Annotated in this window: 12 protein-coding genes and 1 pseudogene; 5 read left to right on the forward strand and 8 right to left on the reverse strand. The window is 59.9% G+C overall.

The genetic code is table 11. The features are described 5' to 3' along the window. The first annotated feature begins 82 nt into the window (after positions 1–82). Complete coding sequence (gene gcvP / locus ACZ89E_RS24195; protein WP_476256603.1) at positions 83–2,956, forward strand: aminomethyl-transferring glycine dehydrogenase; 2,874 nt, start codon at positions 83–85, stop codon at positions 2,954–2,956. Between the two features lie 99 nt (positions 2,957–3,055). On the opposite strand, the gene ACZ89E_RS24200 is transcribed toward gcvP, so the two are convergent. The 6 genes from ACZ89E_RS24200 to ACZ89E_RS24225 form a co-directional block, all read right to left on the reverse strand. Continuing rightward, the gene (locus ACZ89E_RS24200) at positions 3,056–3,724 is read right to left on the reverse strand and encodes an outer membrane protein (protein WP_149660241.1); all 669 of its coding nucleotides are present in this window, start codon (positions 3,722–3,724) and stop codon (positions 3,056–3,058) included. 195 nt (positions 3,725–3,919) lie between these two features. After that, a complete protein-coding gene (locus ACZ89E_RS24205; protein WP_178129183.1) occupies positions 3,920–4,240 on the reverse strand; it encodes a DUF2388 domain-containing protein in 321 nt (106 codons plus the stop codon). 66 nt (positions 4,241–4,306) lie between these two features. After that, on the reverse strand, positions 4,307–4,756 hold the full coding sequence (locus ACZ89E_RS24210; protein WP_476256604.1) for an NfeD family protein: 450 nt from the start codon (positions 4,754–4,756) through the stop codon (positions 4,307–4,309). A gap of 10 nt (positions 4,757–4,766) precedes the next feature. Beyond that, the gene (locus ACZ89E_RS24215) at positions 4,767–5,687 is read right to left on the reverse strand and encodes an SPFH domain-containing protein (RefSeq protein ID WP_054044604.1); all 921 of its coding nucleotides are present in this window, start codon (positions 5,685–5,687) and stop codon (positions 4,767–4,769) included. 105 nt (positions 5,688–5,792) lie between these two features. Continuing rightward, positions 5,793–7,577, reverse strand: coding sequence for a type IV pilus assembly ATPase TfpB (gene tfpB / locus ACZ89E_RS24220; RefSeq protein ID WP_054044602.1), 1,785 nt, complete (start codon positions 7,575–7,577; stop codon positions 5,793–5,795). 114 nt (positions 7,578–7,691) lie between these two features. Next, positions 7,692–8,030 carry a hypothetical protein gene (locus ACZ89E_RS24225; RefSeq protein ID WP_476256605.1) on the reverse strand — a complete coding sequence of 113 codons (339 nt, stop codon included), beginning with the start codon at positions 8,028–8,030 and terminating at the stop codon, positions 7,692–7,694. A gap of 127 nt (positions 8,031–8,157) precedes the next feature. On the opposite strand from ACZ89E_RS24225, the gene ACZ89E_RS24230 reads away from it, so the two are divergent. After that, on the forward strand, positions 8,158–8,628 hold the full coding sequence (locus ACZ89E_RS24230) for an Lrp/AsnC family transcriptional regulator (RefSeq protein ID WP_476256606.1): 471 nt from the start codon (positions 8,158–8,160) through the stop codon (positions 8,626–8,628). A gap of 120 nt (positions 8,629–8,748) precedes the next feature. On the opposite strand, the gene ACZ89E_RS24235 is transcribed toward ACZ89E_RS24230, so the two are convergent. Continuing rightward, on the reverse strand, positions 8,749–10,116 hold the full coding sequence (locus ACZ89E_RS24235; protein WP_149660244.1) for a CYTH domain-containing protein: 1,368 nt from the start codon (positions 10,114–10,116) through the stop codon (positions 8,749–8,751). Positions 10,117–10,272: 156 nt separating this feature from the next. Between ACZ89E_RS24235 and argE the strand changes: the two genes are divergently transcribed. Both argE and argA read left to right on the forward strand, forming a co-directional pair. After that, positions 10,273–11,442 carry an acetylornithine deacetylase gene (gene argE, locus ACZ89E_RS24240; RefSeq protein ID WP_149660245.1) on the forward strand — a complete coding sequence of 390 codons (1,170 nt, stop codon included), beginning with the start codon at positions 10,273–10,275 and terminating at the stop codon, positions 11,440–11,442. Between the two features lie 249 nt (positions 11,443–11,691). Next, on the forward strand, positions 11,692–12,990 hold the full coding sequence (gene argA, locus ACZ89E_RS24245) for an amino-acid N-acetyltransferase (RefSeq protein WP_149660246.1): 1,299 nt from the start codon (positions 11,692–11,694) through the stop codon (positions 12,988–12,990). 119 nt (positions 12,991–13,109) lie between these two features. On the opposite strand, the pseudogene ACZ89E_RS24250 reads toward argA, so the two are convergent. After that, positions 13,110–13,658, reverse strand: a pseudogene (locus tag ACZ89E_RS24250) (hypothetical protein). Positions 13,659–14,008: 350 nt separating this feature from the next. Between ACZ89E_RS24250 and ACZ89E_RS24255 the strand changes: the two are divergent. Continuing rightward, entirely contained in the window at positions 14,009–15,352 is a 1,344-nt protein-coding gene (locus ACZ89E_RS24255; RefSeq protein WP_149660247.1) for an OprD family porin, read from the forward strand. The last annotated feature ends 185 nt before the right edge of the window (positions 15,353–15,537 follow it).

The raw sequence follows: 15,537 nt of genomic DNA on the forward strand, positions 1-15,537 counted from the left end.
CGCCATCCGCTCGGGTATCGACTGCTATGCTGGTTTGACCGTGTTGCATCGACGCCGAGCGCCAGTCAAGAGAGAGCCCGTCATGTCCCAGTTGCCGTCCTTGAGCCAGTTACGCGACCCCAATGCCTTCCTGCGCCGCCACCTGGGGCCCGACGCCGCCGAGCAGCAGGCGATGCTCGACAGCCTCGGTGTTGGCAGCCGGGTCGAGTTGATTGAGCAGACCGTGCCACCGGGCATTCGCCTCAACCGGGAACTGGACTTGCCGCCGGCCCTCGATGAAGAAGCCGCGCTGGCCAAGCTGCGCGGCTATGCCGAACAGAACCGGGTCTGGACCAGCCTGATCGGCATGGGCTACCACGGCACCCTCACGCCGACGGTGATCCTGCGCAACGTGCTGGAAAATCCCGGCTGGTACACCGCCTACACGCCGTATCAACCGGAGATTGCCCAGGGCCGGCTCGAAGCGCTGCTCAATTTTCAGCAACTGACCATCGACCTCACAGGTCTGGAACTGGCCAACGCTTCGCTGCTGGATGAGGCTACGGCTGCGGCGGAAGCCATGGCGCTGGCCAAGCGCGTCGCCAAGTCCAAGAGCAATTTGTTTTTCGTCGACGAGAACTGTCATCCGCAGACCATTTCCGTGGTCCAGACCCGGGCCGAGGGCTTCGGTTTCGAGCTGATCATCGACGCTGTGGATAACTTGAAACAGCATCAAGTGTTCGGTGCATTGCTGCAGTACCCCGACACCCACGGCGAGATCCGCGATTTGCGGCCGCTGATCGATCATCTGCATGCCCAGCAAGCCTTGGCCTGCGTCGCGGCGGATCTGCTGAGCCTGTTGCTGCTGACGCCGCCGGGGGAGTTGGGGGCTGATGTGGTGTTCGGTTCATCGCAACGTTTCGGCGTACCGATGGGCTACGGCGGACCCCACGCGGCGTTTTTCGCCAGTCGCGACGAGTACAAACGGGCGATTCCCGGACGGATCATCGGTGTGTCGAAAGATGCCCGTGGCAACGTCGCCTTGCGCATGGCCCTGCAAACCCGCGAGCAACATATCCGCCGGGAGAAGGCCAACTCGAACATTTGCACCGCCCAGGTGCTGCTGGCCAATATCGCCAGTTTCTACGCGGTCTATCACGGCCCGGAAGGGTTGAAACGGATCGCCCAGCGTGTGCATCGGCTGACCTGCATCCTGGCGACCGGTCTGGAGCGGCACGGTATTACCCGGCTCAACCAACAGTTCTTCGACACCCTGACCCTCGAAGTCGGCGGCACCCAAACGGCGATCATTGAAAGCGCCCAGGCCGCACAAATCAATTTGCGCATTCTCGGGCGCGGGCAATTGGGCTTGAGCCTGGATGAAACCTGCGATGAAAGCACCGTGGCGAAATTGTTCGATGTGTTCCTCGGTGCCGATCATGGGCTCAACGTCGAGGAACTGGACGCTGAAACCTTGGCCTGCGGGATTCCTGATGGATTATTGCGAACCACGCCTTACCTGCGTCACCCGGTGTTCAGCGCCCATCACAGCGAAACCGAAATGCTGCGCTACCTCAAGCAACTGGAGAACAAGGACCTGGCGCTGAACCAGTCGATGATCCCGCTGGGCTCCTGCACCATGAAGCTCAACGCCACCAGCGAGATGATCCCGATCACTTGGCCGCAATTCGCCAATCTGCATCCGTTCGCGCCCAAGGAACAAGCCGTTGGTTATGGGCTGATGATCGAGGAGCTGGAGCGCTGGCTCTGCGCGATCACCGGTTTCGATGCGATCTGCATGCAGCCCAACTCTGGCGCCCAGGGCGAGTACGCCGGGTTGCTGGCGATCCGCAAATACCACGAGAGCCGGCATCAGGGTGGCCGAGACATTTGCCTGATCCCATCCTCGGCCCACGGCACCAACCCGGCCTCGGCGCAAATGGCCGGGATGCGCGTGGTGATCGTCGAGTGCGACGAGGCGGGCAACGTCGATCTGGACGACCTGAAGGACAAAGCCTCGGCGGCGGGGGACAAACTCGCGGCCCTGATGGCGACGTATCCTTCAACCCACGGCGTGTACGAGGAAGGCATCAGCGAAATCTGCGAAGTTATCCACAGCCACGGCGGCCAGGTCTACATGGATGGCGCCAACCTCAACGCTCAGGTGGGCTTGGCGCGGCCAGCGGACATTGGCGCCGACGTTTCCCACATGAACCTGCACAAAACCTTCTGCATTCCCCACGGTGGCGGCGGGCCGGGGATGGGGCCGATTGGTGTGCGGGCACATCTGGCGCCGTTCGTGGCCAATCACCCGGTGGTGCCGATCGACGGCCCGCAACCGCAGAACGGCGCCGTCAGCGCCGCGCCTTGGGGCAGTGCAAGCATTTTGCCGATCAGCTGGATGTACATCGCGATGATGGGGCCGCAACTGGCGGACGCCAGTGAGGTGGCGATCCTGGCGGCGAATTACCTGGCGCAGCATTTGTCCGGCGCCTTCCCGGTGCTCTACACCGGGCGTAACGAGCGCGTGGCCCACGAATGCATCCTCGATCTGCGGCCGCTCAAGGCACTGACCGGGATCAGCGAAGAAGACGTGGCCAAGCGCCTGATGGACTACGGCTTCCATGCGCCAACCATGTCCTTCCCGGTACCGGGGACGTTGATGGTCGAGCCGACCGAGAGCGAATCCAAGGCCGAGCTGGACCGTTTTATCGGGGCGATGCTGAGCATTCGTGCGGAAATCACCGAGGTACAAAACGGTAATTGGGACCCGGAAGACAATCCTCTGAAACGCTCGCCCCACACCCTGGCTGACATCACCGGCGTGTGGGAGCGGCCTTACAGCATCGAGCAAGCGGTGACACCGGATGCGCACACCAAGGCCCATAAATATTGGCCGGCGGTGAACCGCGTCGATAACGTCTACGGCGACCGCAATCTGTTTTGCGCGTGTGTCCCGGTGGATGATTACCGATGAGAAGACCAAAAGATCGCAGCCTTCGGCAACTCGTACAGAAAGATGCGTTTCCATAGAGCTGCCGAAGGCTGCGATCTTTTGCTTTTTATGGTCGATGAATCAGAACGTCATACGCGCCTCGACGTACAGGTTCTGCTCCCGCAACTTGCCCTTGAGCTGTTCGTCCCGGGCATTGATGCGGTTGGCGAAGGTGTTGTACCCGGTTTCGATGTTGCCCATGTCGACATAGCGATAACCGGCGCCGAGGCTAATTTGCTGGTTGAGCTTGAGGTCAGCCCCGACACCCATGGCGTAGGCGAAGTTGTTCTGGCTGTTGTTGGCGAATCGTCGCGAAGGGTTGGTTTGATAACCTTCGGAGTTGACGTGCGCGACCCCCACGCCGGCCATTGCATACAGCGACAGGTAGTCGTTAAGCGGGAAATCCTTGTAGCCGTTGAGCATCAGGCGCTTGGACGAGACTTGCATGTTGTTGACGTTGGCGTTGAACGGCGCCCAGCGGCTCTTGAACTCCGAATCCTGCTTGATGCTGTATTCGGCTTCCAGGCGCCAATCGCCCTTGAATCCGTAGCCCAGCGCCACAGAGCCGCCAACATCTTTGTTGGTGTCCGGGCTGGCCACGCGATTGTTGACCCGGGGGCTGGTGAGCAGGGCGCTTTCCAGGTCTTGCTGGACGCTCTGGATTTTGACCGAGCCGTACAGGCCCTCGGCATGGGACACATTGCTGAACGCTGCAGCGAGCAGCAATAACGGCAGACCTGGGTTTTTCATGGGTATCGATTCGCTTGTGTAGGGTGTTCGAATCGACAAAGTTTGCAGGCCCGCAGCCGCCGCAAAAATCAGAGCATTCCTCAGTCATGCGCTGAATTCTCGTCAGGGTGGTGGGGAATTGGCATTCATCGCTGTAGGAAAATGCCCCATAAAAAATGCCGCTCATATGAGCGGCATTTCTACAGCTGGAAAAGTTTAGTCCGACGCGACGGCATTTTTCGCCAGGATCGCGTTCGCCAACTCCATGTCCGTGGCTTGCAGGCCCGGGTTGTCGGCACGGACTTTCTGCATCGCCGCTTCCAGGTAAGGGCCGCGGATGCCGCCGTCACTGGCGACGAAACTGCCGGCATCGTCCTGGGCCGCGACGATCAGCTTGTGATCCTTGAAGGTCAGGTAGGTCGAACCGGTGGTTGCACCGGACGAAATGACGTTACGCCAAAAGCTGTCGGCCATTGCTGAACCAACGGGGAGGGACAGCAAGGCAAGGGTAGCGACAGCAAGTTTGAGACGCATGATGGGTGACTCCACTGGGGTTAACTACGGGGTTGGATCGTCATTTACCCAATCGAGTTCCATGACTGCTCAGTCAGCCGGTTCCACCAGCAGAATCGCCCCTTGCTGGCTGACCACGCGCACGCGGCTATCCAGCGCCGCGTCTGGCCCGCGCGCCATCCACACGCCATCGGCGACTTTGATCTTGCCGCGACCGTCGACAATCGCCTCGTGTACCACAAAGGTTTTGCCGATCAGTTCCTGGCCGCGCAGGTTGAGGTTCGGCTGATCACTCTCGCGCACGGCGCTGCGCTGGCGTCGCCACCAGTACACGGCGGTGGCGATCGAGAGCAGGCCGAACAGCAAAAATTGCAGCTCCCAGGACATGCTCGGCAGCCCAAAGGTCAGCACGCCCACCGCTGCGGCGGCCATGCCGATCCACAGCAAGTAACCCCCGGCGCCGAACACTTCAAGAATCAGCAGCACCGTGCCCAGTGCCAACCAGTCCCAGAACGACAGATGTTGCAGGAATGCCCACATGGCGCGCGCCTCAGGCTTTCTTGTTGTCGAACGTGGCCTTGACGATTTCGCCGATACCACCGACGGCACCGATCATCGAGCTGGCCTCAAGCGGCATCAGGATCACTTTGCTGTTGTTGGCCGAGGCCAGCTTGCCCAGGGCATCGATGTACTTTTGCGCGACGAAGTAGTTCACCGCCTGCACGTTGCCATTGGCGATGGCCTCGGACACCACTTTGGTGGCCTGGGCTTCGGCTTCGGCCTGACGCTCCCGGGCTTCGGACTCAAGGAAAGCGGCCTGACGACCCCCTTCGGCCTCCAGGATCTGCGCCTGCTTCTTGCCTTCTGCGGTCAGGATCGCCGCGGCCCGCAGGCCTTCGGCTTCGAGGATTTGCGCGCGCTTGATCCGCTCGGCTTTCATCTGGCCGGACATGGCGGCCATCAAGTCCGCTGGCGGGCTGATGTCCTTGATCTCGATCCGGGTAATCTTGATGCCCCACGGTGCCGTTGCTTCATCGACCGTGCGCAGCAGTTTTTCGTTGATGTTGTCGCGCTGGCTGAGCATCGCGTCCAGCTCCATGGAGCCGAGCACCGTACGGATATTGGTTTGCAGCAGGTTACGCACGGCGTGCTCGAGGTTGTTCACCTCGTAGGCAGCCTGGGCGGTGTTGACCACCTGGAAGAAACACACGGCATCGATCTGCACCGTGGCGTTATCGGCCGTGATGACTTCCTGGGGCGGAATATCCAGCACGCTTTCCATCACGTTGATCTTGCGACCAATGCGATCCATCACCGGAATGATGATGTTCAGGCCGGGCTTGAGGGTGTTGGTGTAACGACCAAAACGCTCGACCGTCCACTGATAACCCTGGGGCACGACCTTGAAACCCATGAACAGAATGGCGACGACCAGGCCGACAAACAGTAAAAGCACACTACCGATCTGCATAACGAATCCTTGTTGATGAATTGGCGATGGCAGGAGTGTAACGGCGCGCGTCGGCCAGCAGAACTGCTTAGTCATTCCTCGCATCATCAGGAGACATAAAAGGTTTCATTTCTGCTCACTCTGCGGCGTCACCCGCAATACCTCCTCAATTGTCGTCAGGCCCGCTGCGACTTTCTGCGCGCCGGACAGCCGCAAGCTGCGCATGCCTTCCTTGAACGCCTGGCGCCGGATCGCCAGCAAGTCGGTATCGGGGGTGATCAGGGCTTTGACGCTGTCGGTCAGTTGCATGATTTCGTAGACCCCGGCGCGGCCGCGGTAGCCGGTGTCGCGGCATTCCAGGCAGCCGATGGCGCGGTGGGCGTTGTTGGGTAGCGGGGCTTGCCAGGGCCGGGTCAGGGTTTGCCAGTCTTCTTCACCGAGGGTCAGCGGCGCCTTGCAGTGTGGGCACAAGGTGCGGACCAGGCGCTGGGCCATGACCCCGAGCACCGTGGCTTTGATCAGGTAATGCGGCACGCCGAGTTCCAGCAGGCGGCTGATGGCGCTCGGTGCGTCGTTGGTGTGCAGGGTCGAGAGCACGAGGTGACCGGTGAGCGCGGCCTGGATCGCCATTTCGGCGGTTTCGAGGTCGCGGATCTCGCCGATCATGATGATGTCCGGGTCTTGCCGCATCAGTGCGCGCACGCCGGCAGCGAAGGTCAGGTCGATGTTGTGCTGGACCTGCATCTGGTTGAACGCTGGCTCGACCATCTCAATCGGGTCTTCGATGGTGCAGAGGTTGACCTCCGGCGTCGCCAGTTTCTTCAGTGTTGTATAGAGCGTGGTGGTCTTGCCCGAACCGGTCGGCCCGGTCACCAGGATGATGCCGTTGGGCTGGCGGGTCATGTCCTGCCAGCGGCGCAGGTCATCGGCGGAGAAACCCAACTGATCGAAGTCCTTGAGCAGCACTTCCGGGTCGAAGATCCGCATGACCATTTTTTCGCCGAACGCGGTGGGCAGCGTCGATAGCCGCAGTTCCACTTCACCGCCGTCCGGGGTCTTGGTCTTGACCCGGCCGTCCTGGGGTTTGCGTTTCTCCGCGACGTTCATCCGGCCCAGGCTTTTCAGGCGACTGACGATGGCCATGGTCACCTGGGGCGGGAATTGATAGACGTTGTGCAGCACGCCGTCGATGCGAAACCGCACCGTGCCTTGCTCGCGCCGGGGCTCGATATGGATATCACTGGCGCGCTGCTGGAACGCGTACTGGAACAGCCAGTCGACGATATTGACGATGTGCGCGTCGTTGGCGTCCGGCTCCTGATCGCTGGCGCCGAGGTTCAGCAGTTGCTCGAAATTGCCGAGGGTGCTGGTCTGCTGATCGGCATTGGTGGCGCCGGTGACCGACTTGGCCAGGCGGAAAAACTCCACGCTGAAGCGCTGGATATCCGCCGGGTTGGCCACCACGCGCTTGATCGGCAGCTTCAATACGTGAGTCAGGTCGGCTTCCCAGCCCGTGACGTAGGGCTGGGCACTGGCCACGGTCACCGCATCGCGGTCGATGGAAACGGCGAGGATTTTGTGGCGCTGGGCGAAGGCGTAGGACATCAGCGGCGTAATGGCCGCGACGTTGATCTTCAGCGGGTCGATGCGCAGGTAAGGCTGGCCGGCCTGTTGCGACAACCACAGGGTCAGGCTTTCGAGGTCGAGGTGTTTGCCGGGACGGCTGAGGTCGTCCAGGTGTTGGCTGGCAATAAACTCCAACGGATGCAACTGGCCATTGGCGGCATGCCGGCGTCGGGCGTTGAGCGCGAGTTCGGCCGAATCCTGGTTGATAAAGCCCTGGGCGACCAGCTCTCGCAGCAAATCATTGAGATCCAGCCAGCGGTCCTGAGTGGCAAGTTGAACGGACATGCGGGTTCCTTTTGAACAATCCTGCAAACAGCGATCTAGACCGCAGTGTGCAAAGGATAGTCGCGGACCCGCTGACCGTTGGGCCACTACCCGACGAAGCCGTTTCCAGTTCTTTCAGCCGGCCGCTTGCGCCTGCTCATCCCACGCAGAATCGGCACTTTGCAGGTTCACCGAACAGATGCTAATCAGGTTACGAAGTTTTTCCGCGATCACTTGGGCGCGATGCCAGGTCAGGCCGTCGATCACAATGTCAATCGACAGCAGATCGTCCATGCGCTGCACGTTGACCTGCTCCGGCGTCAAAAACTGCATGGCGAACAGGTTGAGTGCTCGGCACAGTAAGTCCGGCTCGGCTTCGGCCAGCAGTTGGTATCGCACGCGGCAATGGGCGTTGCTGACATTCCAGACATCGGCGCGGGTCGGTGGGGTGTTCACGGCTTCTAGATGCGGCATGGGTCGGGCTCCAAAATCACTGGAGGAATTTTTACATTCGGTGCCGGGCATTTCTTGGCTATGATCGGGCGTATTACCGATTTATCGAATCGTTTGATTCAACAAGTAGTCAATCAAGGGTTTTTCTATGCACGCCGAGCTGGATGGCTACGACCGCAAGATTCTCGCGTTGCTGCAAGAGGACGCTTCGCTGTCCAGCGCGCAGATTGCCGAGCAGGTGGGGCTGTCCCAGTCGCCGTGCTGGCGGCGGATTCAGCGGATGAAGGAGGAGGGGATCATTCGCGGTCAGGTGACGTTGCTCGACCGCAAGAAAATCGGCCTGAACACGCAGATCTTCGCCGAAATCAAACTCAACGCCCACGGGCGTTCTAACTTCACGGAGTTCACCGAGGCAATTCGCGGTTTTCCCGAAGTGCTGGAGTGTTATGTGCTGATGGGGTCGGTGGATTTTTTGCTGCGGATTGTCACGGCGGATATCGAGGCGTATGAGCGGTTTTTCTTCGAGAAGCTGTCGATGGTGCCGGGGATTCAGGAAGTGAATTCGATAGTGGCGTTATCGGAAATCAAGTCGACGACGAGTTTGCCGGTGTTGCACTAAGTGATCGTTCCCACGCTCTGCGTGGGAATGCAGCCGGTGACGCTCCGCGTCACCTGGACGCAGAGCGTCCCTTGAGGCATTCCCACGCAGAGCGTGGGAACGATCATGTGGGGGGCGGGCTTACATACGCAGCAACATTTTCCAGGCACGATTCTGATACACGGCGATGGCCTGCTGCTTACGCGCATCCAGGCTTTCGTCGGTGATCGGCTCGTTGGCCAGTTGCGCCAGTTTGTTCAGTTCGCCGTACAGGCGATCCATTTCCGGGATGTCCAGTACGCCACGGGCATGGTGCATCCAGGCCTGGATGCGTTCGATGCGCGGCAGTTGCTCGGCCAGGTCTTCGGGCTGTTGCTGGTAGCGTTGCAATTGCAGCGACGTGGCTTCTTCGCCCAGCAGGCGCGGCAGCCAGTTGGCCAGTTGTGCAGCGCCTTGGCGATTGCCACGCACGTTGCGGTCGGCAGCCCAGGTGCGAGCCAGCAACCAACGGGAAGTGTTCAGCGAGAACAGGCCCCAGCGCGGGTCTTGCAGTTCTTCGAGGAACTGCTCCGGCGCGGCTTTGCGCACGTCTTCGTCGTCCAGGCCGGCTTGCACCAGTGGGCGCCAGTCTTCCAGCAAGGCATCCAGCGCAAGGCGCAGGTCGTGGGTCGACTGACGCGGTGCGGCTTGGCCAAGGCTGCTCAGCAGTGCGCGCAGTTCGCCGAGGTTTTCGACCCAGTCCTGCAACAGGCGCCAGTGACCGTTGAAGCGATATTGCTCAGCCAGACGCTGGCTGCTGCCCAGCAAGTGCCAGCTCAGCGCGGCGAAAGCGTCGTCCAGCGGCATTTCGGCGGTGATTTGCGGCGCCGGCAGGCTCAGCGAATAGCTGTTGGCGTCGTACAAACGGTAGCCGCGCTCGGCCTTGCTGATGTCACACGGCATCAGGGCCAGGGTCGCGGCCAATTCAGCGGCCAGTTCCAGCAGCGCGGCAGGTTCGCCTTCACGCAGTTCCAGTTCCAGCTCGCAGATTTCTTCCTTCTGCTTGCCGACGACCACATGGCCAAAGTCCAGCGCCGCTTCGATGACCACTTTGGTCTTGCCGCGACCCCAAGCGATCTCGGCGCGTTCGCGCACGAAATCGGTGGTGAAGATGGCTTTCAGGGTTTTCTTGTCCAGCTCCGCCAGCTCTTCAGGCCAGCATTCGCCGTCGAGTTTCTTCACGTCGAGCTTGGCTTTGGGCAGGTTCCAGTCGTATTCGTTACGTTCGGACAGACCGGCAACACTCTGGCCACGGGTCTTGAGGGTCTGGATCACTTCTTCGCCATCGCGGCGCAGGCGCAGGGCAACCTTGGCACGGGCCAGGTCGCGCTCAGGCGTGTCGAAGTACTGGTTCATCAACTCACGGCGTTCCCAGCCACTTTTGTTGCGTTTTTTCAGGAGCGGGTGCTCGCGCAGGGCGGCGAGGGTTTCGCGGCTGACGCGGAGTTTGATTTCGGTTTCTTTCTGCATGGCCGGAAAATCCAGGATCGGGAGCGCAGCCGGGGGAATGTGTGGCTGCCAAGGTCGTGCAGTGTACAGGAGTAGCCTGTCCTACGCGCCGCGACGGTTTATTCCTGTCGCCGGATGGTTCTATGATGGACTTCAATTCGGGAGTTGGAGTCAGCGATGCCTTTGCCGTCCATGAAAGATCAGTTCGCTGCGCTGATCGCTGCGCCGTCCGTCAGCTGTACCCAGCCGAGTCTCGATCAGACCAATCGCCCGGTGATCGATTTGCTGGCAACCTGGCTCGGCGATCTGGGTTTTACCTGCGATATCCAGCAGGTCAGCCCCGGCAAATTCAACCTGCTTGCCAGTTTCGGTTCCGGCCCGGGCGGCCTGGTGCTGGCCGGGCACAGCGACACCGTGCCGTTCGATGGCGCGTTGTGGCAGACCGATCCGTTGAAGCTGACCGAAGTGGACGGCCGCTGGGTGGGCCTGGGCAGTTGCGACATGAAGGGCTTTTTCGCCCTGGCCATCGAGGCAGTGATCCCGCTGCTCGACCAACCGTTCAAACAGCCGTTGCTGATCCTCGCCACCTGCGATGAAGAAAGCTCGATGTCCGGCGCGCGTGCCCTGGCCAAAGCCGGGCGTCCGCTGGGCCGGGCGGCGGTGATTGGCGAGCCGACCGGGCTCAAGCCGATCCGCATGCACAAAGGCATCATGATGGAGCGCATCGACATCCTCGGGCAGAGCGGCCATTCCTCCGACCCGCGCCTGGGCCACAGCGCCCTCGAAGCGATGCACGATGCCATCGGCGAACTGCGCGGCTTGCGCCTGTTGTGGCAGCGCGAATTCCGCAATCCGCAGTTTGGCGTGCCGACCCCGACGATGAATTTCGGCTGCATCCATGGCGGCGACAACCCCAATCGCATCTGTGGTCAATGCTCGCTGGAATTCGACCTGCGGCCGCTGCCGGGCATGGACCCCAAAGCCCTGCGTGCGGAAATCCTGGCGCGGCTCAAGCCGGTTGCCGAACGCCATCAGGTGAAGATCGACTACGCGCCGCTGTTCCCCGAAGTGCCCCCGTTCGAGCAGGCCGAGGACGCCGAATTGGTCCGCGTCGCGGAAAAGCTCACCGGCCATCGCGCCGAAGCAGTAGCGTTCGGCACCGAAGCGCCTTATCTTCAGCGTCTTGGCTGCGAAACACTGGTGCTTGGCCCGGGCGACATCGCCTGTGCTCACCAACCGGGGGAATACCTCGAAATGTCACGTTTGCAGCCTACCGTGCATCTATTACGTCAATTGATTGAACATTACTGCCTGACGCCGGCCCAAAGCCCTACGTTGGCCAATTGAACGCAACACCTGTAGGAGCAACGCTTGCTCGCGATGGCGCCATTAAATCCGACATCACAGTTGGCTGATACACCGCTATCACGAGCAAGCTTTGCTCCTACAGAAATATATAAATTACCGGTGTCCCAACCCGTATTCATGAGGAGAGCTCGCGTGTCGCCAAGCCTGTTCCGACGATAACCACCAGCCCGTTGTGCGTTTTTTGCTTTGCCCATTTTTTTGGCTGCTATTTATTACAGGCCCAGGTTCATGCCCGACTACGTTAATTGGCTTCGTCACGCGTCTCCTTACATCAATGCCCACCGCGATTGCACGTTCGTCGTCATGCTGCCCGGTGACGGTGTGGAGCATCCGAACTTCGGCAATATCGTCCACGACCTGGTGCTGTTGCACAGCCTTGGTGTGCGACTGGTGTTGGTCCACGGTTCCCGTCCGCAAATCGAAACCCGCCTGGCCGCACGCGGCCTGATCCCGCATTACCACCACGGCATGCGCATCACCGATGCCGCGACCCTGGAATGCGTGATCGATGCCGTGGGCCAGTTGCGTATCGCCATCGAAGCGCGGTTGTCCATGGACATGGCTTCGTCGCCGATGCAGGGCTCGCGCCTGCGGGTGGCCAGCGGCAACCTGGTGACGGCACGGCCGATCGGCGTGCTTGAAGGCGTCGATTATCACCACACCGGCGAAGTGCGCCGGGTCGATCGCAAGGGCATCAATCGCCTGTTGGACGAGCGCTCCATCGTGCTGTTGTCGCCGCTCGGCTACTCGCCGACCGGTGAAATCTTCAACCTCGCTTGCGAAGACGTCGCCACCCGCGCGGCCATCGACCTGGGTGCGGATAAATTGCTGCTGTTCGGCGCCGACCTGGGCCTGATCGATGAAAACGGTCGCCTGGTTCGCGAACTGCGTCCGCAACAAGTGCCGGCGCACCTGCAACGTCTGGGCAACAACTATCAGGGCGAACTGCTGGATGCGGCGGCTGAAGCCTGCCGTGGTGGCGTAGCCCGTAGCCATATCGTCAGCTACGCCGAAGACGGCGCGCTGCTGACCGAACTGTTCACCCGTGACGGTGGCGGTACGCTGGTGGCCCAGGAGCAATTCGAACTGGTGCGCGAAGCGGCGATTGAAGACGTCGGCGGTTTGCTGGATTTGATCAGCCCGCTGGAAGAGCAGGGGATTCTGGTGCGTCGTTCCCGGGAAGTGCTGGAACGCGAGATCGAGCAGTTCAGCGTGGTCGAGCGGGAAGGCATGATCATCGCGTGCGCGGCGCTGTATCAGATTGCCGACTCGGATGCCGGGGAGCTGGCGTGCCTGGCGGTGAACCCGGAGTATCGCCATGGCGGTCGCGGCGATGAATTGCTGGAGCGGATCGAAACCCGCGCCCGGGCCCAGGGGTTGAAAACCTTGTTCGTCCTCACCACCCGCACCGCGCACTGGTTCCGCGAGCGCGGTTTCGAACCGAGCAGCGTTGAGCGCCTGCCGTCGGCACGGGCGTCGCTGTACAACTACCAGCGCAATTCGAAGATCTTCGAAAAGACCCTGTAACCGTAGCGCCACCCTCCTGTAGGAGCGAGGCTTGCCCGCGAAGGCGTCGTCACAGCCACTATCAATATCGGGCGTGATGGCCTCTTCGCGGGCAAGCCTCGCTCCTACGGGAGGTGGTGTTACTCGATGACGAACTTCGCGCTCACATACGGCGAATAATCCGGCAGAACCGTCTCCACCTTTCCTTGTTCCTTCAAAAACTTCGCCGTCTCGCCGATCGCCTTGGCTGTGCCACCCTCGAGCCGTGCGATGGTTTGCCGGGCCTTGGCCTCCGGAAAGTTGAACCGGCGACCACCTCGGGATGCTTTTCGGCGTAATCCTCGTACACAGACTTCAAAAGTCGGCGCTCCCCCATTGGCCAACCTGCGCCGCGTCGGTGAGGCGCCTGTCAGTCTTGCGAATGGCCCCCAGCGTTGGCGACCAGCCATACGCACCCTCAATGGCACCGGATGCAGATGCCGGTGACCACCTGCAAACCGCTTTTAAAACGGCGTCAGTCGATTTTATGACCTATGGTCTTCTCACAAATCCCATCGGCCTCGGCGCTTTGCTCGGGTCGATACCGGTTTGTAGCCGGAAGTGAGGCTGGCTGGCTGGGCTTCCAAAAATCTTAATATCGATACACAAACTGTAACAATTGAGCCGGATAGTTCGCGTTTGATTGGCATGGCGTGGCTTTTGATTTGATGGATTGCGAGTGCTTTAAAAAACGAATCGATCTAAAAAAATACTAATAAATACCTTTTAGGAATTGGCTTGTGAGCCGCCATTTCAGCGGGCAGCAGCGCAGATCAATTCCTAAAGGGTATGAGAAAGGGTCTGCTGATTCTTTTTAGGCTTATGAAAATTCATGACCTTGCAGGGACCAAATCAGGGGGGGGTTAGACCATGGTCGTAGACACATAAAGTTACGATTGACTTGTGGGTCACGGTCTGGCGCTAATCGCCAATCCTAGAAACCCCGGGCTATTGACTCAGGGCCAGGAACACAAAAATTAGAAACGAGAGGAGCTTAACAATGAACAAGTCCACCTTGGCCTTGGCTGTGGCCGTAGGGGTTTTGGCGCAGCAGGCAGGCGCCGCGGGTTTCCTGGAAGACAGCAAGGCTTCCGTCAGTTCCCGCACCATGTATTACAACAACGATTTCCGCGAAGGCGCTAATACTCCTGCCAACAGTCAGCGAGAAACCGCTGAAGGTCTGAAGTTCGATTACCTGTCCGGTTTTACCCAAGGTGTTGTCGGCTTCGGTATTGATGCTCAGGCGCTTGTCGGTATCCATCTGGACGGTGGCAAGGGCCATCATCCGGACAGCAACTCGTTCTTCCCAAGCGACAGTGACGGTTCGGCCGTGGACGAGTGGAGCCGTGCATCGGCTAACGTCAAGGCACGCTTCTCGAAGACCGAGGCCCACGTGGGTGGCGCTCTGGCACCTCAGTTGCCGATCCTGCTGTCGAACGACAGCCGTCTGCTGCCGCAGACCTTTGACGGTGGCACCATCACCTCGAAAGAAATCGACAACGTGACCTTCAACGCAGGTCAGCTGGAACACTCGGCCGGTCGTGCATCGTCCAACTCCACCGGCCTGGCAGTGGCGGGCGGTACTCAGGATAGCAACCAGTTCCGTTACGCTGGTGCTGACTGGAAGGTCACCAAAGACCTGATGCTGCAGTACTACTACGCGAACCTGGAAGACTACTACAAGCAGAGCTTCCTCGGCCTGGTGCACCTGTACCAGATCGCCCCGAACCAGTCGTTCAAAACCGACATCCGTTATTTCGACAGCAGCTCTGACGGCAAGAACGGCGACGTAGGCTACCGCTTCAACAACAACAACGGTTTCGCCAAGAACCCGGGCGAGGTCGATAACAAGACCTGGAGCGCCATGTTCACCTATACCCTGGGTGGCAACGCCTTCCTGGTCGGGCACCAGCGCGTCAGCGATGACGGCGGCTTCGTCATGCTGAACCAGGGCAACGTGGTTGATGGCAATAACCGTCCTGAAGGGAACGGAGGCACCAGCTTCTATCTATTCACTGACTCCATGGTTAACAGCTTTATCCGTGCCGGTGAAAACACCACCTTCGGTCAGTACAGCTACGACTTCGCGAGCCTGGGTGTACCTGGTCTGAGAGCGTCCATCGCCTACCTGCATGGCGACGATATCAAAGCCACGACTGGCAATGGCCCTGATGCATCCGAGTGGGAACGCGACATGCGGGTCGACTACACCATCCAGCAGGGCGCCCTTAAAGGTTTTGGCGTGACCGTGCGTAATGGTGTCTACCGGGGCAGCGAAGTCTCTAACAACCCCGATGTTGACCAGACCCGTCTGATCTTCAACTACACCTACAGCTTCTTGTAATCGCCTCGGAAAAAACCTCGCTGAATGGCGAGGTTTTTTTTCGTGTTTTTTTTGATATTTCTAATTGAGCTTATCTACAAATTTTTTATTCTTTTTAGCTTTTAATCGAATCGCCTAAAGTGCATGCCGTATGGGCCGATACCTTATGTCCGACGTTACGAAGTAGTGCCCATTGATATTCCAGA

The sequence above is a fragment of the Pseudomonas sp. TE3899 genome (assembly GCF_056279105.1).

Bases quoted from the DNA above. Each gene is read 5' to 3' on its own strand.
- gcvP (WP_476256603.1), top strand. From the start codon at position 83: ATGTCCCAGTTGCCGTCCTTGAGCCAGTTACGCGACCCCAATGCCTTC.
- ACZ89E_RS24200 (WP_149660241.1), bottom strand. From the start codon at position 3,724: ATGAAAAACCCAGGTCTGCCGTTATTGCTGCTCGCTGCAGCGTTCAGC.
- ACZ89E_RS24210 (WP_476256604.1), bottom strand. From the start codon at position 4,756: ATGTGGGCATTCCTGCAACATCTGTCGTTCTGGGACTGGTTGGCACTG.
- ACZ89E_RS24215 (WP_054044604.1), bottom strand. From the start codon at position 5,687: ATGCAGATCGGTAGTGTGCTTTTACTGTTTGTCGGCCTGGTCGTCGCC.
- tfpB (WP_054044602.1), bottom strand. From the start codon at position 7,577: ATGTCCGTTCAACTTGCCACTCAGGACCGCTGGCTGGATCTCAATGAT.
- ACZ89E_RS24225 (WP_476256605.1), bottom strand. From the start codon at position 8,030: ATGCCGCATCTAGAAGCCGTGAACACCCCACCGACCCGCGCCGATGTC.
- ACZ89E_RS24230 (WP_476256606.1), top strand. From the start codon at position 8,158: ATGCACGCCGAGCTGGATGGCTACGACCGCAAGATTCTCGCGTTGCTG.
- ACZ89E_RS24235 (WP_149660244.1), bottom strand. From the start codon at position 10,116: ATGCAGAAAGAAACCGAAATCAAACTCCGCGTCAGCCGCGAAACCCTC.
- argE (WP_149660245.1), top strand. From the start codon at position 10,273: ATGCCTTTGCCGTCCATGAAAGATCAGTTCGCTGCGCTGATCGCTGCG.
- argA (WP_149660246.1), top strand. From the start codon at position 11,692: ATGCCCGACTACGTTAATTGGCTTCGTCACGCGTCTCCTTACATCAAT.
- ACZ89E_RS24255 (WP_149660247.1), top strand. From the start codon at position 14,009: ATGAACAAGTCCACCTTGGCCTTGGCTGTGGCCGTAGGGGTTTTGGCG.